We start from the raw sequence: 18619 nt of genomic DNA on the forward strand, positions 1-18619 counted from the left end.
CGACCGGAGCGCGATCGTTCACGCGGGCTCTGAACAAGAGCCGGCGACGCAACAGACATGTACGCCATTTTGGTTACTGCCCCACCGCATTTGAGGTAAGGAATTGTTAACCTATACGCGTAGCCAAGTAAATTTGCCGACGGTCGTGACTACGTCGCGCTCGCGTGAATTGGAACTGATGATCGGACGCACGCGATCGATCGTTTTGTCAAAGATCGCAGCGAGTTACGTGCAACTTACGCAACTGCATGTTTGCGCGCGCAGTGTCCATGAAATTAACCAAAGCAACAAAGATCGTTACGATCTTCGTGTCATTGAGCGCTTGCGGCACTGCATCACGGTATGAAAACGCCTCTGCAGTTCAGCGTCGGCGTTGTTCCAATCGCATGCCACCGCGCGGTTGCGGATGCCGCATCCGGCACAAGGTTAACCGGGACGCGCGCTTCGGTCTGCAGGATCAGGCCGCGCGGCTTGGCCTGACAGTTTGCCGCACCTCGAAGCCTTCGAATTTCGGATGCGCGAGATAGAGCGAGCCGGTGCTCTCGTTGCCGGCGCGGGCATGGGCCTTCCGGAAAGCTTCCGACTTCGTCCAGGCCTCGAAGGCATCGCGGTCGCGCCAGACCGTATGCGAGGCGTAGAGCGTGTGATCCTCGGCTTCCGGTCCCTTCACCAGATGGAATTCTACAAAGCCGGGCACCTCATCGAGATGCGTGTCGCGCGTCAGCCAGACCTTCTCGAAATCGGCCTCTGAGCCCTTCTTCACCTGAAAGCGGTTCATAGCGATAAACATCAGCGTCTTCCTTATGCGGCGGCCCACGCCGCTAGATACGCTCGAGCGGGCCGATGCGGAAGGGCCGGGCTCTGGTAAAGGGATGGATCGCGATCGCCATGACCGTGACGCGGTGCTCGCTCCCGGCATACTTTTGTGAAATAGCCGGCGCGTTGACTTGGTATTGTGTTTTCATTCATTGGATCTTCCAGCGGGGACGATCCTGACCGCCGCATGACAACCGGCGAGGTGCGCGCATGAAACTTCCGTTGACCGGGGGCTGCCAGTGCGGGGCGCTGCGGTACGAAATTCGCGCCGAGCCGCTGTCGGTCTATGTCTGCCACTGCACGGAATGCCAGCGCCAGTCGGGCGCGGCGTTCGGCATGTCGCTGATGGTGCCGCGTCCGGCACTGATCTATGTGAGGGGTACGCCGCGGCGCTGGAAGCGGAAGGCCGACAGCGGTCGCTCGATCGAAAGCGATATGTGCGAGGTCTGCGGCGTGCGTCCGGTCAATCATCCGAGCGCGAACGACAAGATATCGGTCGTCAAGCCCGGCACGCTCGACGATACGAGCTGGCTGCATCCTGTCGGGCATATCTGGACGCGCAGCGCGCAGCCCTGGGTGACGATCGCGGATGGCAGCGTGATCCATGACGGCCATCCGGCCGATGTGAGCGGGCTGATCGAGGCGTGGAAGAAGCATCGCGCGACGATGCGGGATTAAGAGACAAAGCTCCGCGTTCCCTGCTTTTTAGTCGGCGCGGGCGCGCTCGTCCCCGCCTTCGCGGGGACGAGCGTTTGAGAGACCTTCATCTGCTACAAAGACAACCGCGCGCACGATGCGGGTGCGCGCTCGGCGAGGGATGCGCGTTAGTGCCAGCGAGCGCGATGGATCGCTACGCGTCGGGCGGCGCGATATCCCGGATAGGCATATCGTGGATATCCATAGCCAGCATAGGAATAGCTCGGATACCCGTAAGACGCGCCATAGCCGTAGCCGGAATATCCGTAGCTCGGATAGCCATAGCCTGAGTAGCCGTAACTGGAAAATCCGAAGCCCGGATATCCGTAGTTGGCGTAGCTGCCGTATGTGGGAACGTCATCGTTCCAGTAGCTATTCGCATAACCATAGTTGTAAGCGGGATAGCGGTATCCGCTGTAAGCACTGATGCCGTACGCGCCTGCTCCTGCCAGGCCACCGTAAACACCGCCGCGGTAGGCGCGACGATACGCTCTGCGATGTACCCCCGCGACGCTCAGCGCGGTTGCCGGGCGGCCGATTCGAGCTTCCGCCCGATCGATCGAGATCGAGACGGCATTTTTCGACCATTCCAGCGAGACGGGAACCGCTGTCAGCGTGATCACGCCGGCTGCAATTGCGAACACATTGAGCTTTCTCATTGGAGCCTCCGTGTTTCGACAGGCGGACCAGTTGAGGCGCGTCCGCGCCTGTGAAAGATCCACCGTCTGGACATCTGCGACGTCACCTTGACGTTGGCTATTCGTCTTCCTCAAGCTGCATACGGCGCTGCTCTGCGGCCTCGCTCATATCGCGAAGAACGAAAAGCGTAACGGCGGCCATGCGCCGTTTCTGTTCAGGAGTGAGCGTTGCATAGATCGGCTGCCACGCGCTTGCGAGCTGCTTGAGATCAGCGGATCGCTGCGCCAGCGCATCGGCCCTTCGATTCAGGAATGCAATAGGATCGCGGCTTTGCAAGGTTTCGATTGAGGACTCCTGCGCACGGGCACCTGTTGTCTCGATCACCTTTTCAATCCGGGCTTGTCTGTTCTTGGCCCTCGATCGGATCGCAGCCTCAACGGCCGGCCAATACTTTTCCTGGTCGGGCGTGAGTTGCAGCGCCGTCTTGACGAGATCGATACGAAAATCCGTCAGCGCATTCCATTCGGCTGTGCTGAGGCGTGTCGGCGACTCCATCACAGCAGTTTGTGCGTAGGCCACAGGGGATGCGGTCACCAGAAATATTGCTGCGCCGATTCCAGCAATGTTCGCCATTGGATCCTCCGAAGTGTCTGAAGCCCCAGAGCCCAACCAAGCTGCTGCACGATATCTTAATGCAGTTCGAACGCCAGCGTTTTCGACGCTGCAGAACATGCGCGACGTATAATTGCAGCGGGCGGAGTGACAGGAGCCAAGCGTCCGTTTGATGTCTTTCAGCTACGGGCGCTATCCGAACGTATAGTGATGCGTTTCTGCTAGGGAACGTGTTCCCGTCATCGGCTGTTGTGTGATCGCAAAGACGAGGAGCAAGGGAGGTAACAATGGTCAGGCTGATCGGACTGGCTTTCGCTTTAGCTGTCGCCTCATCGGTTCAGGCGCTCCCTGTCGCCCCGATCGAACCGGACAGCTTCATCGTTCCCGCTCGTCAAGCGTGCGGACCGGGCATGCACCGTGTCGGAGCTGCGTGCGTTCGCACTCCGGCTCGCCGACAGGCCGCGCGATGTGCGGCAGGTCGACGATTTGTCGATGGTCGCTGTATCTGAAGGCTCAGTCACTACTGAGCCGGCATCGCGCATAACCAGGTGTCGGCGCGCCTGAAATGTCCGGCAAGACAGATCGGCCGCGCCGCGCGTAACGTGGCCGGATGCGATGCCCGATTTACAATTCAAGACCGATTGGTCTATAATGCGGTCATGGCACGCCAAGCCCCGATGCAATTGCCGCGTGGCCGACCGCGTAGCTTCGACACGGAAGCCGCTGTCGAGCGCGCCATGGATGTATTCTGGTCGCGCGGCTATCATGGCACGGCACTTCCGGACCTGCTTCGCGCGACGAAGCTATCGCGCGGGAGCCTTTATGCGGCCTTCGGGGACAAGCACGCACTCTTCCTGCGCGCGCTCGATCGCTACATCGCCGATGCACTGGCACGGATCGACGTCGAGCTTGGGCCCGGACACGGGCCGGTCGATGGCCTGCGGACCTTTCTTGCCGGTTACGTCGAGCGCACGAGCGGCGCCCGTGGCCGACGCGGATGTCTGCTGGTGGCCACAGCCATGGAATTGGCCGGCCACGACGCCGAAGTTGAAGCGCGCATCCGCGGTTTCTTCAAAGCCATGGAGACCAAGCTCGCAGGCGCCTTCTCGCGCGCGAAGAAGGCGGGCGAGCTGGCAACAGGCGTTGAGCCTGCAAATGCCGCCAGAATTTTCATCTGCTTCGTCGAGGGGCTTCGCGTGACCGGCAAGACGGCACCAACGCGAGCCTCCTCGCAAGCCACGGCCGACGCTCTTCTGGACCGCTTCATCAGGTAGCAAATCTCATGGACCAAGTCCCGGCCGGCATGTGCCCATATCTGGACCGAACGGTCTGAAAAGAGGGTTTTCATGTCTTTCCTTCAGATCGCGTGCGCGGTGGCCGTACCCTTGCTTTGGGGTTTCCAGTTTGTGGTCATCAAGGTCGGCGTTCTGGAGTTTCCGCCGCTCTTCTTTCTCGCGCTGCGCTTTCTCGCTATCGCGCTGCTGCTCATCCCGTTCGTCAGGAGGCCGACGCGCGAGCAGCTTGTCCCGGTCGCGGCGATTTCGGTTTTCCTTGGCGGGCTGAACTTCGGGCTGTTCTATGTCGGCCTCGGCCTCGGGCTCGGCTCGGGAAGCATGTCGGCCGTCGCCTATCAACTCGCCACGCCCTTCACGATCCTGCTGGCCTGGCCGCTGCTTGCGGAGAGGCCGTCTCTCACGACGTCGGTCGGCGTGCTGCTCGCATTCGTCGGCGTAGTTGTGCTGGCAGCGGGGCCGGGCCTGTCGGCAAACGCGCTTCCGCTGTTGCTTGTGGTCGGGGCAGCCTTGGCGTTCGCGGTGTCCAACGTTCTGACGAAACGCTATGGCCCCTTCGATCCGTTGATGTTGATGGGGTGGTCATCGTTGCTCACGGTGCCGCAGGTCATGCTGATTTCGTTGCTCCTTGAGCAAGGACAGCTGGCGAGCCTTTTCACGGCGGATGAAAAGGGCTGGCTCGCGCTCGCCTATACGATTTTCGTCGGCGGCATTGCCGGCTTTGGCCTCTGGTTCTGGCTGATCGGCCAGTGCTCGATGAACCGGGTCGCTCCATTCGGCCTGCTGCTTCCGGTGTTCGCCGTGATGTCCAGCGTGCTGTTTCTTGGCGACCCGGTGACGTCAAGGTTGATTGTCGGCGGGCTGCTCACGATCTCCGGCGTTGCGATAACGCAAGTCAGGTCGTTGTCGAGTTTGGCGCGTAGCGCCCTTGTGGGGCGCTCGTAACCGCGAAGGTTACCCCGCCACAAGCGCAATAGCCCGCACCGGGCTGCCGCTGCCGTGGAGGATCTTCAGCGGGGCTGCAATCACGATCGCGCCGGTCGGCGGCAACAGATCGAGATTGCAAAGGCATTGCAGGCCGAGACGGCCGTTGCCGTGCATGATCGCGTGACACGGATAGGGCGGGCGGAAATGCGCGGCCTGTCCGGCATCGGTGCCGATGGTCTCCGAACCGAAGCCGATGACGCCGCGCTCATGCACGAGAAACTCCACCGCGGCGACATCCGGGCCCGGCGTGTGCTGACCGGCCGCGTCGAAATTCTGGTAGGCGACCGGATCGGTGCGCTTGGACCAGTCGGTGCGCATCAGCAGCCATGATCCTTCGGGGATGCGGCCGTACTGCACTTCCCATGCACGCAGGCGGTCGACGGTGAGCAGGAAATCCGCATCCTGCGCGGCCTGCGCGGAGCAATCGACCACGCAGGCTGGCGCGATGAAGGAGCGCGCAGGCAGCGAGTCGGTCGCGGCATTCGGCAGGTCGCGTCCGGTGATCCAGTGCACCGGCGCATCGAAATGCGTGCCGGTATGTTCGCCGAACGAGATGTTGTTCCAGTACCAGGCAGGTCCCCGATCGTCGTAGCGCGAGATCTCTTCCATGCGGAACGGCGCGCACTGATCGAATTCCGGCGGCAGCACGATCTGCGGGAAGCGCGGCGACAGGGTCTGCGACAGGTCTACAACGCGCAGCTTCTGCAAGGCGAGCGCGTCCAGTACGCCGGACAGCACATGCGCGGGCGAGTCGGATGCGCTCATTGATCCCACATCTCGCGCTCGAGCACCTTCGCGCTTTCCTGCCATTTGGTGAACAGGTCCTGCGCGACGTCGCCGGGATAGATGTCCTCGACGCCGTCCTTCAGCGCCTTCACCACGGCCTTCGCGAGCGCTGCCGGCGCAAGCTTCGGCGGTGGAAGGGTTTGCGTCCACTCGTCGTCGATCGGGCCGGGGAACACATTGACCACGCGAATGCCGGCGCCGCGCATTTCCGAACGCAGCGTCTGCGACAGCGAGAAGGCGGCGGCCTTCGATGCGGAGAACGTGCCCTGTCCGGGCAATGCCGAGAGCGCGTAGATCGAAAGGATGTTCACCCAGGCGGTGGAGGGGACAGCGGAGTCCGCCGCACGCGCGCGCAGCGCCGGGCCAAAGCTTTGCGCGAGACGGAGGAGGCCGAAATAGTTGATGTCCATCTCGGCGCGTGCGGTCTCGGTGCCGCGGCGATCGCCAATGCCGTGCGCGCGATGCACTTCGGCGTTGTTGACGAGGATATCGACTTTGCCGCCGATCGAGCCGGCGAGATCCTCCACGGATCGCGGGTCGGTGAGTTCGAGCGGCACTACGGTGACGTTCGGCAATTTCGAAATCGCGTCGAAGCCGGGCGGCTGCTTCCACGGCTCGGACAAGCCCGCCCAGACGATGTCGGCGCCGGCATCGACGAACGCTTTGACCAGCGCCTGTCCGGTCGCGCTCTTGCCGTCGGTGATCAGGACTTTCCTGAATTTCGGATCGGAGGTCATCTCACGCAGCATCCTGTCGTCGGCCATATTCGGCGTGTCGGTTGCGGGGAGCGCGATCAGCGCGGCCTGACCGGCCTTGTCGAGATGCGCGCGCACGCGCACCGGAATGGATTCGTTGGCTTTTGCGACCGGGCAGTCGCCATGCAGATGCGTCAGCACGGTGACGCCTTCGGCGAGTCGCACGAGGCCGAGCCGCAGCGGCACGCGCGCGCGGTAATAAAGTTCGTTCGAGTGATGCAGCAGCGTCTCGGAAATCAGATCGCCGCGTCCGCTCACCGGTTTCCATGTCAGGCGTATCGAAAGGCAATTGGTGCAGGCATCGCGCGGCGGATACTGGATCTGTCCGCAATCGTGGCAGCTCTGCAATTCGAAGCGGCCTTCGGCGACCGACGCGGTCCAGCGCAGCGCGGCACGGCTGCGCTGGCCAGGCGGCAGCGTCGGCACACGCAGCGGCAGGATCGGATTGCGCGGAGCCGCGCGTTTCAGCGCATCGGTCATGGCTATGCCCGCCCGAGAATGGCGGCGCCGGTGCACAGGCCGCGGTCGTAATTGATCATGCCGAAGCCGCTGACGAGCGCATGCCGCGCATTCTCGACTTGCGTCTTCATTGCCTGGCCGGTGACCTGACGCAGCGCCTGCACGAGACCGAGGAAGCCGCCGGCGGCGCCTGCCTGCCCAACGGAAAGCTGTCCGCCGGATGTGTTGAAGGGCAGGGATCCGTCGATGGTGAAGGTGTTCTTGCGGATGAAGGCCGGCGCCTCGCCCTCACGGCACAGGCCGAGGCCTTCGAATTGCAGGCAGTTGATCACGGGGTAATCGTCATAGGCCTCGAACAGGTCGATGTCCGGCGGTCCGAAACCGGCCTGGCTGTAGAGGTGATCCTGATCCATTGCCCATCCGCCGCGATTCTGGATCGGGTCTTCGGGAAAGGCATTGTGCCGCTCGATGGTGCCGAGAATGCGGGCAAAGGGAATGCCGAGCCGCTTCGCACGGTCCTCGCCCATCACGAGGAAGCCTTCGGATCCAGCACAGGGCATGACGCAGTCGAACAGCTTGAGGGGATCAGCGATCGGGCGCGCGTTCAGATATTCGTCGAGCGTCAGCGGCTTCTTGAACAGTGTGGACGGAAAGCGCAGCGCATTGGCACGTTGTGCCACGCAGAGCTTGCCGAAATCGGCCGGCTCGGCGCCGGTCGACTGCATGTAATGCGAGGTCAGGAGCGCGAAGCTGGCATTCGGTCCGCCCGAGCCGAGCGGATAGACCGCATCGCGCGCGAACCGCGAGAAGTTCGCGAGATTGGCCCGGAAGGAATCGACGTGGTTGGCGTCGCCTGCGACGCAGGCCACGACGCTGGCGTCACCGCATTGCACGGCGCGTGCGGCACGGCGCAGCGCGATCACGCCGCTTGCGCCGCCGAACGGCAGGTGATCGAGCCAGCGCGGGCTCAGGCCCAGATGCTGCGTGAGCCCGACCGCGGTGTCGGGAAACAGCGTGAAACTCGAAACGCCGAGGCCATCGAGATCACTCTTTTTCAGTCCGGACGTTTTCAGCAGCGCGGAAAGGGCGCGCGCCAGAAACCAGTGCGCATCCTTGGTCGAATAACGCACATAGGGAATGCTGACGGGCGTCGCGATCACGACACCCTGATAGGGCGCCGCGGTCATGCGGCGAGGGATCCATCCGGCTTGCGCAATTGCAGGACGACCTTGCCGCGGGTGCGGCCGGTTTGCGAAAGTTCGTGCGCTTTCCGGAATTCAGAGATCGGAAGCACCGCCTCGATCGGAACGCGCATCGATCCGTCCGCGAGCATCTTCATCAGCGCGTCGAGAATGTCCCGCCGCGGCAGGACAGGGGCCTGCTCGACCTTCACGCCGAACTCCGCCGAACGATCCTTGAACGGCTCCGCCATCAGGCAGACCATCAGGCCGCCGCGCTTCAACACCTGATAGGAGCGGTCGTGAACCTCGCCGCCCATGGTGTCGAACACCACATCGACATCGCGCACCGCCTGATCGAAGGGCGTGCGGTCATAGGCGATCACTTCATCTGCACCGAGCGACTTGACGAAATCGACATTACGGCCGGAGCAGGTCGCAATCACATGCGCGCCGCGCGCCTTTGCGATCTGGATACCGAGCGAGCCGACGCCGCCGGCGCCGGCATGAATCAGCACACGCGCGCCGTGTCCGACCTGCGCGATGTCGACCAGCGGCACCCATGCGCTGGTGCCGGCAAGCGGCACCGCGGCTGCATCACTCAGGGACACGCCGTCCGGAACGACCGCGAAATTATCCTGCGGCATAACGACCTGATCGGCCCAGGTGCCTTTTCCACGCGGGGCGAGGAAGGCGACACGCCGCCCGACCAGTGAAGAATCGGCGCCGGTCCCGGCGCCGGCGACCACGCCCGCGCCGTCCCGGCCGGTGATCATCGCGGAGGCCAGCGGACTGCCTCCAGCCATGCGGCCGGAGCGTATTTTCCAGTCAATCGGGTTCACGCTGACCGCGTGCACATCGATCAGGATCTCGCCGTCGGCGGGTGAGGGCGGCGAAATATCCTGCAATTTCAGGACTTCCGGGCCGCCGTAACTGTCGAATTCGATCGCGCGCATGGTGCCTATTTAACGGGTATCGGGCCGCTGCGTCTGCACAGATGCGACGCTTGACGGCCGAACAATAACATACAGTATACTATTTCAGACAAGCCCGATCCTTGAGCATCGGACTTGCAATTAATGCGCGGAGTCTTGGATGCGAGGCAGGGCGGGGTGTGACGTGTACGCGGCGGTTGACCGATGGTGACCGCTCTTGCCCTTCGCCACAACGCAGCAGAACCGCGCGGCGTCCCTGCACCTTCCGAACGAGCCTTCCGGATCGGCAGCTTGCAAACAGGTAACTTGCCGACCTGACAACGAAGAGATCAATCTGCGGCCCATAGCGGCCGCGGACCGGCCAAAAACGTGACATCACAAGAACAGGGGAACCACGATGAGTGCGAAGATGGAACTGACCAAGCGCGAATTCGTATCATTGATGCTAGGCCTTCCGGCCACGACCTTTCTTCCGCACATCGCCGGTGCGCAATCGTCCGACACGCTGAACATCGCGTTCATGGCCGACGTGCAGAGCTGGGACCCGACCGCGGTCACGTTCCCGGTCGGCCAGTCGATCTTCAAGTGCATTTATGACTCGCCGCTGACCTATTCATCCGACCAGCAGCTCCAGCCGCGCCAGATCGCTTCGCGCAAATGGCTGGACGACAACTCGACGCGCCTCGAAGTCACGCTGCGCGACGACATCTTCTTCCATGACGGTTCGAAGATGACGACCGAGGACCTCAAATACAGCTGGCTGACCCGCAAGAAGGACAAGCGCCTCGCGATCGCCGGCATGCTGCAGGATCTCATCGATGTCGAGATCAAGTCGCCGACCGAGGCGGTGCTGGTCTATTCGAAGCCGTCGCCGTCCGCGGACTTCTATTTCGGCTTCCTCGGCGTCTACATCATCCCGAAGGCCTATCACGAGAAGGTCGGCGACGAGGGCTTCCTCGCAAAGCCGATCGGCGCGGGCCCCTACAAGCTCGTCGATTATCAGCGCGGCTCGCGCATCGTGATGGAAGCGTTCGACAAGTATTGGGGCGGCGTGCCCGCAATCAAGAGCGTGACCTTCCAGGTGATGCCGGAATCCTCGACGCGTGTCGCCGCGATCGAGTCCGGCCGCGTCGATGTCGCCGTGCAGTTGCCGTTCCGCGAGGCCGTGCGCCTCGAGAAGAATCCGCAGCTCAAGGTCAGCATGTACCCGCAGGCCGAGATCTACATGATGCAGATTCCGAGCTATGTGGACACCTACCAGAACAAGGACGTCCGCACGGCGCTGCACATGGCAATCGACAAGGCGGCGCTTGCCAAGGCGTTCTTCAATAATCTCGCAAAGCCCCTGCAGGTGCTGGCGACGCCGGGATCGAGCGGCGACGTGCCGGGCTACACCTTTCCGTTCGACCGCAAGAAAGCGACCGAGACGCTCGCGAAGGCCGGGTTCAGCAAGCAAAAGCCGCTGCAGATGACCTTGTGCACCACCAACGGCACGTTCCCGAACGACTACGAAATCGCGCAGGCGATCGCGCAGATGTGGCGCCAGATCGGCGCGGACGTGAAGATCGAGGAAATCACGATCGCGAAGTATCTGGAACTCAACCACGCCGCCAAGCTGCCGGGCGTCATGCTCTACAGCTGGGCCAATGCGACCGGCGACCCGGAAAACTATTCCGGCCGCATTCTCAATCCGGCGCTGCGCTTCTCGGCCTGGAAGGAGCCGGCCAATGGCGAGCGGATTGCGAAGCTGTTCGCCATGAAGCTCGGCGACGAGCGGCTGGAGGGCTATCGCGCGCTCAACAAGGATGCCTCTGAAAATACCTGGAGCATTCCGTTGCTGCAGCCGGTGGCCAACATCGTCACCAAGAAGAACGTGGCGATGCCGACCTATTCGCAGGGCTATGTGCTGCCCGCCGAAGCGAAGCGGACGTGAGTAGGGCTCATTCCGGGACGCGCGTGAAACGCGCGGCCCCGGAATCCGGTCAGGTGTTCGAGTTTGTGTCGCTGAATTCCGGGTTCGCGGGCTTGCGCCCGCGCCCCGGAATGACGGGCGGGGGTTCCCGTTTCCACGGGGACGACTGATTTATGTTCAAGTCTCTCATCAATGTAGCCGCGCGGCGTCTCGCAGGTGCGATTCCGACCGTGTTGCTGCTGTCGATGGTGGTGTTCATCGTGCTGCGGGCGCTGCCGGCGGATCCGCTCGCGCTGCTGTTGCCGCCGAACGCCACGCAGGCCGATGCCGAAGCGGTGCGCAAGGCGCTCGGCCTCGATCGCTCCATCGTCATCCAATATCTGATCTGGCTGCGGGACGCGCTGTCCGGTGATCTCGGAAATTCGATTGCGTTTCGTGAGCCGGTGACGCGCCTTCTCGCGAATTCGTTGCCCGCGACGCTCGAATTGTCGTTTGTCGGGCTTGGTCTTGCCCTGCTGATCAGCATTCCCGGCGGACTTCTGCTCTACGGCGCGCGCGGCACGATTCTCGAGAACATCCTCGATGTCCTCGTTGTCTGCATGCTGTCGATCCCGTCCTTCCTCTGGGCGATTTTCCTGCTGCTTGGCTTCGGCGTCATGCTCGGATGGCTGCCGTTTTCCGGCCGTGTCGAATCCGGAATCGTCATTCCGGACGGCACCGGGTTCCTGCTGATCGACTATCTTGTCACCATGCAATGGGGCTATTGGCAGAATGCGCTGTCGCATCTGATCCTGCCCGCCATGGCGCTGGCGCTTGGCTTCTCGCCGCTCGTCATCCGCGTGCTTCGCTCCTCGCTGCTGGAATCGTCGGACGACCATTACGTCACCGTGGCGCGCCAGCGCGGCCTCAGCGAGCGCCAGATCATCCTCGCGCATATGCTGCGGAATTCCGTGTTGCCGACCATCACGCTGATCGGCGCGCAATTCGGCTTTCTGTTCGGCGGTACGCTGCTGGTCGAAACCATCTTCTCTTACCCGGGCATCGGCAACCTGATGGTGCAGGCCGTGCGCAATCATGATCTGCCGGTGATCCAGGGTGTCGCGCTGGTGTTCTGCGTCACGACGCTGGCGATCAATACGGTCGTGGATATCCTTTATGTCGTCCTCAATCCCAAGCTCCGCCGCGCTTAAGCGCGAGCGCCCGCCTTCGGCGACAGCCGAGGCGCTGCGGCAGGCGATCCGCTCGCCGCGGGTCGTCATCGGCGGCGCGATCGTGCTCGCCATGGTGATCTGCGCGGTGTTCGCGCCGCAGATCGCGCCGAACGATCCGGCGGAGCAGGATCTGCTCAACATGCTGCTGCCGCCGATGTGGGCGGAGGGCGGCAGCATCGATTACCCGTTCGGGACCGACAGTCTCGGACGCTGCATTCTCTCGCAGATGATCTTCGGTGCGCGGGTCGCGCTCTTCGTTGGTTTCGTCGCCGCCATCGGCGCGACCCTGCTCGGCACGACGCTTGCGCTCATCTCGGGCTATTTCGGCGGCTGGATCGATCGTGTCATCAGCCATCTGGTCGACCTGTGGATGTCGCTGCCGCCCGTCGTGCTGTCGGTGACGCTGATGGTTGGTTTCGGTACCGGCGTCGGCAATGTGATCCTGTCGATCGTCCTCGTGGACTGGACGAGGTTCTGCCGCGTCGTGCGCTCCGAAGTCATGGTGGTCGCACGCAAGGATTTTGTCTCGGCCGCGAAGCTTCTCGGCTTCGGCAATGTCCGCATCATCCTGCGGGAGATCCTGCCGAGCGTCGCGCCGCTGATCATCACGCTGTTCACGCTGCAGGTCGGCATCGGCATCATCGTCGAGGCGATCCTGAGTTTCGTCGGCCTGAGCGTCCCGGCCGGCGTGCCGGCCTGGGGCCAGATGATCGCGCAGGCGCGCAATTACATGTACCAGGCGCCGTGGGGCATCATCCTGCCGATCATCGCGATGTTCATCACCGTGCTCGGATTCAACCTGCTCGGCGAGGGCCTGCGCGTCACGCTCGACCCGCGGCTGCGAAAGCGGAATATCTGATGACGGACGTACTCTCCTTCGACAAGGTGACGGTGACCGCCCGAATGAGCGGTCGCAGCATCGACGTGTTGCGGGACATTTCGTTCTCGCTTGGCCAGGGCGATATTGTCGGTCTGGTCGGTGAATCCGGCGCCGGCAAGAGCATGATCGGGCGGGTCATTTCCGGTCTGCTGCCGGATAATTTCTCCGTCAGCGCGGGCAAGGTCTCATTCGACGGCAAGAACCTCCTGGCGCTCGGCAAGTCCGAACGGAGGGCATTGCTCGGCCGCCGCATCGCGTTCATCCCGCAGGAGCCGCTGAGCGCGCTCAATCCGGTGCGGACCATCGGCTCGCAATTCTCCGAGCATCTGCGCCATATCGGGATCGAACGAAGCCGTCATCGCGCGCTGATGATCGAACGGCTGACGCAGGTGCAGTTGCGCAATGCCGAGGAGGCGCTGCAGCGGTTCCCGCATGAATTGTCCGGCGGGCAATGTCAGCGCGTCCTGATCGCGATGGCGTTTGCCGGAGAGCCGGCGCTTGTCGTCGCCGACGAGCCGACCACGGCGCTCGATGTGATGACGCAGGCGCATATCGTGCGGCTGATCGCCGAGCAGCAGAAGCAGCATGGCACCGCGCTTCTGTTCATCACGCACGATCTGCGGCTCGCCGGCCATGTCTGCCGCAATGTCGGCGTCATGTATGCGGGCGACATGGTGGAATTCGGACCGGCTGCCTCCGTGCTGAAAGCCCCGTCGCATCCCTATACGAAGAGCCTACTCGCAGCGATTCCGGAACTGACCGGTCCCCGGCGCGTGCTGCCGGCGCTGGCCGACCATATGCCGGGACTTGGCACATTCGCCGGACTGGGCGGCTGCCGATTCTCGCCGCGCTGTGCGACCAAGGACCCGAGTTGTATCGCGACTCGTCTGCCGCCGCGCATGGTCGGCGCAGGGCATTGGGTGCGTTGCGCGGAGCGCTGCGAAGCCGCCGGCAATGCCCAACTCGGCGATCTGATCTCGCTTCCTGCCAGTGTTGCGGATGCTCCTGCGGCGGTTGCGTTCGACAAGGTGCGGCTCAGTTATCACGCCTCGCGTGGATTTCTCGGTTTGCGCCGTTCGCGCTTCGATGCGGTGAAGTCCGCGACCTTTTCGGTGCAGGAGGGTGAGATCCTCGGCATTGTCGGCGAGAGCGGCAGCGGCAAGACATCGATCGGACGGCTGATCGTCGGCCTCGAGAGGCCGAGCGCGGGGATGATCCGCATTCACGGACAGGAACGCACGACCGGCGCGGTCCATCTCACGCATCGCGACACGCAGTTGATCTTCCAGGATCCGCAATCGGCGCTCAATCCGAGGCGCAGCGTGATGCGGCTGCTGACCCAGGCGCTCGAAGTGGGCGAGAGTTATGTTCCCGAAAGCGAGCGGCGGCCGGTGGCGGAAGCCTTGCTGCGCGATACCGGCCTGCCACCCGACTGTCTCGAGCGGTTTTCCTCGCAATTGTCCGGTGGGCAGCGTCAGCGCGTGAATATCGGCCGCGCGCTGGGCGCGAAGCCGAAGCTCATCGTCGCGGACGAGATCGTCTCCGGCCTCGATGTGTCGGTGCAGGCGCACATTCTCAACTGCCTGCTCGATCTGAACCGCAAGCATCGGCTGACGATGGTGTTCATCAGCCATGATCTCGCGGTGGTGCGCTATCTGTGCTCCCGCATTCTGATGATGCATGCGGGCGAAATCGTCGAGGAGGGGCCGACCGAAGCCGTCTTCTCGAATCCGCAGCACCCTTATACGAAGGCGTTGCTTGATGCCGTTCCGCCCGACAATGCAGATCGTCCGTGGCCGCCGGTTCTGGCCACCGATTCCGCGATGAGCGCGTTGCGATGAATGGTCGATCGACCAAGGTGAAGCCGGGTGCGAAGGTGCTGAAGGCCGCCAGCCTGCGCGAGCAGGTTTACGAGCATCTGCGCGAACGCATCCAGAGCGGTCAGCTCACCTTCGAGGACCGGCTGGTCGATGTCGATATCGCGGACGAGTTCGGCGTGTCGCGTATGCCGGTGCGCGAGGCGCTGATGCAGCTCGTGCATGACGGCATGATCGAGAGTTCGACGCGCGGGTTCATCCTGCGGCGCTACAGCGATCAGGAGATCGCCGATATTTTCGAGATCCGCCGTCTGCTGGAGCCCGCGGCGGCGCAGATCGCCGCGACCAAGATGACGGATGCTGCGCTTAAAATCATGGACGATGCCATCCATGCCGGAATCAAGGCGAGCAACGCGGACGACTTCACCGCTTTCCTCCGCGCCAATGCGGCGTTTCGCGGCGCCTGGATGGACCAGGTGCCGAATGCGCAGCTGATCGCGGCTCTGGCCCGCTACATCGATCATGTGCAAGTCATTCGTCTGGTGACGCTGTCCCAGCGCACGGTGCGCGACGACGTGATGGATCGCTTGCGCAGCATCCATGACGCATTCCGGGACCGTGATGCCGAGCGGGTCGGAGACCTGTTCCGCGAACATGTCGATGCCGCGGTGCGGGCCTATCGGACCTATTCGAAGCCGCACTGACTACGGAATGAACTCAGCACTTCCTTGACTCGCTAACGCCTCCCGATAGACTGGATACAGTATACTGTTTATGGACATGGAGCTGGGTATGCTGGCTGTCGATCCGACGCAAGTCGTCAACCCGATGTCGGACCCTACAAACAACGGGTTCAAGCTCGGCGTGTTTTCGTCGAATGCCGATCGCGGGCTCACCTTCACCACCGTACCCGAAGCCTGGAAGGCGGAGTGGGATAACATCGCGGCCGCATGCAAGATCGCCGATCGCGGCGGGCTCGACTTCTTTCTCCCCATCGCGCGCTGGCGCGGTTATGGCGGTTCGACCAATGTGCGCGAATGGTCGTTCGAGACCTTCACCTGGGCGGCGGGCCTCGCGTCGATCACCGAGCGCATCGCATTGTTCATGACGGTGCATGTGCCGCTGCTGCATCCGCTTTATGCGGCGAAGGCGCTGGCGACCGTCGATCACATCAGCCACGGCCGCGCCGGGCTGAACATCGTGTGCGGATGGAATCCGGACGAGTTCGACATGTTCGGCGTGACGCTGGTGCCGGATGCCTATGTGCAGGCGAAGGAATGGCTCGATGTCATCGTCCAGACCTACAACAGCGACAAGCCGATCGACTTCAACGGCAAGTATTATCACCTCAAGGACGCAGTGAGCCGTCCGGCTTCGGTGCAGCGGCCGCGACCGGTGACGATGAATGCGGCGTTTGGCCCTCCCGGCCGCGATTTCGCGGCGCAGAATTGCGATCACCTATTCACGAGCTTCACCGATCTCGAAGTCGGCAAGGGGCACATCGCCGACATCAAGGGCCGGGCTGCGAAATTCAACCGCGACATCGGCGTCTTCACCATCGGTCATGTGGTGTGCCGGCCGACGCAGGCCGAGGCCGAGGATTATTACGACTATTACTCGCGGCAGAATATCGACGAGGAAGCCGTCGATTATCACATGCGGCAGAAGAAGAACTTCAGCCAGAGCCACGAGGACGACGCGTTCAAGCTCTACAAGCAGCGTTTCGTCGCGGGGACCGGCAGCTATCCGCTGGTCGGAACGCCTGACCATGTGGCGAGCGAACTGGCCAAGTTTGCAGGCGCCGGCTTCAACGGAGCGGCTTTGTCATTCGTGAACTACAAGAACGAGCTGCCGTATTTCTGCGAGACCGTCGTGCCGCTCCTGAAAGAGGCGGGCCTGAGGAAATGAGGGCGCTCCCATGAGCGCCGATCCGCGCGCCCTTTTCGAACCGTCCGCTCGCACGCTGCCCGTGATGTTGCAGCGGCAGGCCGAACGCTATGGCGAGCGGCCGCTGTTCGCCTGCGAGGGCGAGAGCTGGACTTACGCGCAGACCGTCGACGTCGCGGCGCGCAGTGCGGGCCGGTTCGCCGCTGCGGGTATCGGCAAAGGCGATCGAGTCGCAATCCTTTGCGGCAACCGCCCGGAATTCTTCGATCTGTTCTTCGGATGCGGCTGGCTTGGCGCGATTTCGGTGCCGATCAATATTGCGGCGCGTGGGCCGCAGCTCGAGCACATGCTCAAGACGTCCGGCGCGCGGCTTGTGGTGCTGGAGCGCGAATTGCTGCCGGCGCTCGAATTCGTCGATTTCTCGGCGCTGAAGGTCGAGGCGATCTGGGTGATCGATCCCGACGCCAGTACGCCCGACAGTCACAAGAACGTGCCGATCCGCAAGTTGCCGGAGCGCGCTGCGCCGGCGGCACCCGCGAATCTCAAGCCGCACGACCTGCTGACAATCCTGTTCACGTCGGGCACGACCGGGCCGTCCAAAGGCGTGTGCTGCCCGCACGCACAATTCTTCTGGTGGGGCTTCAATGTGGGGCGTCAACTCGGGCTGCGCGACGGGGACGTGCTGCACACCACGCTGCCGCTGTTCCATGTCAACGCGATGGCGACGTTCTTCCAGGCGTTGCTGTTCGGCTCGACGCAGATCGCCGAAAAGCGGTTCTCAGCCTCGAATTTCTGGCCTGCGCTGGTCGCGTCCGGCGCCACCGTGAATTATGTGCTCGGCGCGATGGTGCCGATGCTGCTGTCGCGGCCGCCTTGTCCCGAGGAAAAGCAGCACAAGGTGCGTGTCGCGCTTGCGCCGGGCGTGCCCGCGCATCTGCATGAGATCTTCACAGAACGCACCGGCATCGTCTTGCTCGACGCCTACGGCGCGACCGAAAGCAATGGCGTGATCGGCACCGTGATCGATACGCGCCGGCCGGGCTGGATGGGCAAGCTGTTCGAAGGCTTCCAGGCGCGCGTCGCGGACGAGGACGACAACGAAGTGCCGGACGGTACGCCCGGCGAATTGCTGCTGCGCGCCGACGATCCGTTCGCGATGGGGACCGGCTATTTCGGCATGCCGGAGAAGACGGTGGAGGCCTGGCGCAATCTCTGGCTTCACACCGGCGACCGCGTCGTGCGCGACAGCGATGGCTTCTACAAGTTCATTGACCGGATGAAGGATTCGATCCGCCGGCGCGGCGAGAACATTTCCTCGTTCGAGGTCGAGCGTGTGATCATGTCGCATCCGGCGGTCGAGATCGCGGCGGTGTTTCCGGTGCCGTCCGATCTTGCGGAAGACGAAGTGATGACGACCGTGGTGGTGAAGGAAGGCGCTACGCTCGACGGGCCGGAACTGATCCGCTTCTGCGAGGGACGGCTGTCGTACTTTGCGATCCCTCGTTTCGTCGACTTCGTCAAGGAGTTGCCGCGCACCGAGAGCGGCAAGGTGCAGAAGTTCAAGCTGCGCGAGCAGGGGCGGTCGCCGGGGACTTGGGATCGTGAAGCTGCCGGGATCAAGTTGAAGCGGTGATATGAGTGCGTGCGCGAATTCTCGACCGTCATCCTGAGGAGCCCGGCGCAGCCGGGCCTCGAAGGATGAGCGGCCCGTACGCGCGTCAATACCTGGGCCGTCGCCATTCGAGGCGCGCTTTGCG

The 18619-nt window shown here is 63.0% G+C and carries 18 protein-coding genes; 10 read left to right on the forward strand and 8 right to left on the reverse strand.

The genetic code is table 11. The features are described from left to right. Positions 1 to 457 precede the first annotated feature (457 nt). Both VNZ93_RS24125 and VNZ93_RS24130 read right to left on the reverse strand, forming a co-directional pair. A complete protein-coding gene (locus tag VNZ93_RS24125) occupies positions 458 to 790 on the reverse strand; it encodes an antibiotic biosynthesis monooxygenase (RefSeq protein ID WP_325711542.1) in 333 nt (110 codons plus the stop codon). 31 nt (positions 791 to 821) lie between these two features. Then, the gene (locus tag VNZ93_RS24130) at positions 822 to 965 is read right to left on the reverse strand and encodes a hypothetical protein (protein WP_325711545.1); all 144 of its coding nucleotides are present in this window, start codon (positions 963 to 965) and stop codon (positions 822 to 824) included. A gap of 61 nt (positions 966 to 1026) precedes the next feature. Here VNZ93_RS24130 and VNZ93_RS24135 point away from each other — a divergent pair, with 61 nt between their 5' ends. After that, positions 1027 to 1494: a GFA family protein gene (locus VNZ93_RS24135; RefSeq protein ID WP_325711548.1), complete on the forward strand. Its 468-nt coding sequence runs from the start codon at positions 1027 to 1029 to the stop codon at positions 1492 to 1494. A gap of 146 nt (positions 1495 to 1640) precedes the next feature. Here VNZ93_RS24135 and VNZ93_RS24140 read toward each other — a convergent pair whose 3' ends face one another. After that, positions 1641 to 2171 carry a hypothetical protein gene (locus tag VNZ93_RS24140; RefSeq protein WP_325711550.1) on the reverse strand — a complete coding sequence of 177 codons (531 nt, stop codon included), beginning with the start codon at positions 2169 to 2171 and terminating at the stop codon, positions 1641 to 1643. Positions 2172 to 2268: 97 nt separating this feature from the next. Next, the gene (locus tag VNZ93_RS24145) at positions 2269 to 2784 is read right to left on the reverse strand and encodes a Spy/CpxP family protein refolding chaperone (RefSeq protein WP_325711552.1); all 516 of its coding nucleotides are present in this window, start codon (positions 2782 to 2784) and stop codon (positions 2269 to 2271) included. A gap of 656 nt (positions 2785 to 3440) precedes the next feature. Here VNZ93_RS24145 and VNZ93_RS24150 point away from each other — a divergent pair. Next, the gene (locus tag VNZ93_RS24150) at positions 3441 to 4037 is read left to right on the forward strand and encodes a TetR/AcrR family transcriptional regulator (RefSeq protein ID WP_325711625.1); all 597 of its coding nucleotides are present in this window, start codon (positions 3441 to 3443) and stop codon (positions 4035 to 4037) included. A gap of 72 nt (positions 4038 to 4109) precedes the next feature. Then, the gene (locus VNZ93_RS24155) at positions 4110 to 5000 is read left to right on the forward strand and encodes a DMT family transporter (protein ID WP_325711555.1); all 891 of its coding nucleotides are present in this window, start codon (positions 4110 to 4112) and stop codon (positions 4998 to 5000) included. A gap of 9 nt (positions 5001 to 5009) precedes the next feature. Here VNZ93_RS24155 and VNZ93_RS24160 read toward each other — a convergent pair whose 3' ends face one another. Genes VNZ93_RS24160 through VNZ93_RS24175 form a run of 4 tightly spaced genes read right to left on the reverse strand, consistent with a single transcriptional unit; the run spans position 5010 to position 9176 of the window. Further along, the gene (locus VNZ93_RS24160) at positions 5010 to 5807 is read right to left on the reverse strand and encodes a cyclase family protein (RefSeq protein WP_325711558.1); all 798 of its coding nucleotides are present in this window, start codon (positions 5805 to 5807) and stop codon (positions 5010 to 5012) included. Continuing rightward, entirely contained in the window at positions 5804 to 7063 is a 1260-nt protein-coding gene (locus tag VNZ93_RS24165; protein ID WP_325711560.1) for an SDR family NAD(P)-dependent oxidoreductase, read from the reverse strand. Before VNZ93_RS24165 ends, VNZ93_RS24160 begins: the two co-directional genes overlap by 4 nt. 2 nt (positions 7064 to 7065) lie before the next feature. Continuing rightward, positions 7066 to 8229: a thiolase family protein gene (locus VNZ93_RS24170; protein WP_325711563.1), complete on the reverse strand. Its 1164-nt coding sequence runs from the start codon at positions 8227 to 8229 to the stop codon at positions 7066 to 7068. Beyond that, positions 8226 to 9176: an NADP-dependent oxidoreductase gene (locus VNZ93_RS24175; protein ID WP_325711566.1), complete on the reverse strand. Its 951-nt coding sequence runs from the start codon at positions 9174 to 9176 to the stop codon at positions 8226 to 8228. Before VNZ93_RS24175 ends, VNZ93_RS24170 begins: the two co-directional genes overlap by 4 nt. Before the next feature lie 376 nt (positions 9177 to 9552). On the opposite strand from VNZ93_RS24175, the gene VNZ93_RS24180 reads away from it, so the two are divergent. The 7 genes from VNZ93_RS24180 (at position 9553) to VNZ93_RS24210 (ending at position 18495) form a co-directional block, all read left to right on the forward strand. Further along, complete coding sequence (locus tag VNZ93_RS24180) at positions 9553 to 11088, forward strand: ABC transporter substrate-binding protein (RefSeq protein WP_325711569.1); 1536 nt, start codon at positions 9553 to 9555, stop codon at positions 11086 to 11088. A gap of 152 nt (positions 11089 to 11240) precedes the next feature. Further along, positions 11241 to 12257, forward strand: a complete 1017-nt coding sequence (locus tag VNZ93_RS24185) for an ABC transporter permease (RefSeq protein WP_325711572.1) — start codon at positions 11241 to 11243, stop codon at positions 12255 to 12257. Further along, positions 12223 to 13137 (forward strand): ABC transporter permease, encoded by a 915-nt coding sequence (locus tag VNZ93_RS24190; RefSeq protein WP_325711574.1) that lies wholly within the window; start codon positions 12223 to 12225, stop codon positions 13135 to 13137. The genes VNZ93_RS24185 and VNZ93_RS24190 overlap by 35 nt, the downstream gene beginning before the upstream one ends. Continuing rightward, positions 13137 to 14999 (forward strand): ABC transporter ATP-binding protein, encoded by a 1863-nt coding sequence (locus tag VNZ93_RS24195; protein WP_325711577.1) that lies wholly within the window; start codon positions 13137 to 13139, stop codon positions 14997 to 14999. The genes VNZ93_RS24190 and VNZ93_RS24195 overlap by 1 nt, the downstream gene beginning before the upstream one ends. Beyond that, complete coding sequence (locus tag VNZ93_RS24200; RefSeq protein ID WP_325711580.1) at positions 14996 to 15679, forward strand: GntR family transcriptional regulator; 684 nt, start codon at positions 14996 to 14998, stop codon at positions 15677 to 15679. The genes VNZ93_RS24195 and VNZ93_RS24200 overlap by 4 nt, the downstream gene beginning before the upstream one ends. 88 nt (positions 15680 to 15767) lie before the next feature. Further along, complete coding sequence (locus VNZ93_RS24205) at positions 15768 to 16883, forward strand: LLM class flavin-dependent oxidoreductase (protein WP_414710184.1); 1116 nt, start codon at positions 15768 to 15770, stop codon at positions 16881 to 16883. Positions 16884 to 16893: 10 nt separating this feature from the next. After that, positions 16894 to 18495 carry an ATP-dependent acyl-CoA ligase gene (locus tag VNZ93_RS24210; RefSeq protein WP_325711583.1) on the forward strand — a complete coding sequence of 534 codons (1602 nt, stop codon included), beginning with the start codon at positions 16894 to 16896 and terminating at the stop codon, positions 18493 to 18495. The last annotated feature ends 124 nt before the right edge of the window (positions 18496 to 18619 follow it).

The organism is Pseudorhodoplanes sp. (assembly GCF_035565795.1).
In the GTDB taxonomy this organism is placed as follows: Bacteria; Pseudomonadota; Alphaproteobacteria; order Rhizobiales; family Xanthobacteraceae; genus Pseudorhodoplanes.

What these genes read in the sequence shown, in the direction of transcription:
- VNZ93_RS24125 (WP_325711542.1), bottom strand. Translation starts at nt 790, where the DNA reads ATGTTTATCGCTATGAACCGCTTTCAGGTGAAGAAGGGCTCAGAGGCC.
- VNZ93_RS24130 (WP_325711545.1), bottom strand. Translation starts at nt 965, where the DNA reads ATGAAAACACAATACCAAGTCAACGCGCCGGCTATTTCACAAAAGTAT.
- VNZ93_RS24135 (WP_325711548.1), top strand. Translation starts at nt 1,027, where the DNA reads ATGAAACTTCCGTTGACCGGGGGCTGCCAGTGCGGGGCGCTGCGGTAC.
- VNZ93_RS24140 (WP_325711550.1), bottom strand. Translation starts at nt 2,171, where the DNA reads ATGAGAAAGCTCAATGTGTTCGCAATTGCAGCCGGCGTGATCACGCTG.
- VNZ93_RS24145 (WP_325711552.1), bottom strand. Translation starts at nt 2,784, where the DNA reads ATGGCGAACATTGCTGGAATCGGCGCAGCAATATTTCTGGTGACCGCA.
- VNZ93_RS24150 (WP_325711625.1), top strand. Translation starts at nt 3,441, where the DNA reads ATGCAATTGCCGCGTGGCCGACCGCGTAGCTTCGACACGGAAGCCGCT.
- VNZ93_RS24155 (WP_325711555.1), top strand. Translation starts at nt 4,110, where the DNA reads ATGTCTTTCCTTCAGATCGCGTGCGCGGTGGCCGTACCCTTGCTTTGG.
- VNZ93_RS24160 (WP_325711558.1), bottom strand. Translation starts at nt 5,807, where the DNA reads ATGAGCGCATCCGACTCGCCCGCGCATGTGCTGTCCGGCGTACTGGAC.
- VNZ93_RS24165 (WP_325711560.1), bottom strand. Translation starts at nt 7,063, where the DNA reads ATGACCGATGCGCTGAAACGCGCGGCTCCGCGCAATCCGATCCTGCCG.
- VNZ93_RS24170 (WP_325711563.1), bottom strand. Translation starts at nt 8,229, where the DNA reads ATGACCGCGGCGCCCTATCAGGGTGTCGTGATCGCGACGCCCGTCAGC.
- VNZ93_RS24175 (WP_325711566.1), bottom strand. Translation starts at nt 9,176, where the DNA reads ATGCGCGCGATCGAATTCGACAGTTACGGCGGCCCGGAAGTCCTGAAA.
- VNZ93_RS24180 (WP_325711569.1), top strand. Translation starts at nt 9,553, where the DNA reads ATGAGTGCGAAGATGGAACTGACCAAGCGCGAATTCGTATCATTGATG.
- VNZ93_RS24185 (WP_325711572.1), top strand. Translation starts at nt 11,241, where the DNA reads ATGTTCAAGTCTCTCATCAATGTAGCCGCGCGGCGTCTCGCAGGTGCG.
- VNZ93_RS24190 (WP_325711574.1), top strand. Translation starts at nt 12,223, where the DNA reads ATGTCGTCCTCAATCCCAAGCTCCGCCGCGCTTAAGCGCGAGCGCCCG.
- VNZ93_RS24195 (WP_325711577.1), top strand. Translation starts at nt 13,137, where the DNA reads ATGACGGACGTACTCTCCTTCGACAAGGTGACGGTGACCGCCCGAATG.
- VNZ93_RS24200 (WP_325711580.1), top strand. Translation starts at nt 14,996, where the DNA reads ATGAATGGTCGATCGACCAAGGTGAAGCCGGGTGCGAAGGTGCTGAAG.
- VNZ93_RS24205 (WP_414710184.1), top strand. Translation starts at nt 15,768, where the DNA reads ATGCTGGCTGTCGATCCGACGCAAGTCGTCAACCCGATGTCGGACCCT.
- VNZ93_RS24210 (WP_325711583.1), top strand. Translation starts at nt 16,894, where the DNA reads ATGAGCGCCGATCCGCGCGCCCTTTTCGAACCGTCCGCTCGCACGCTG.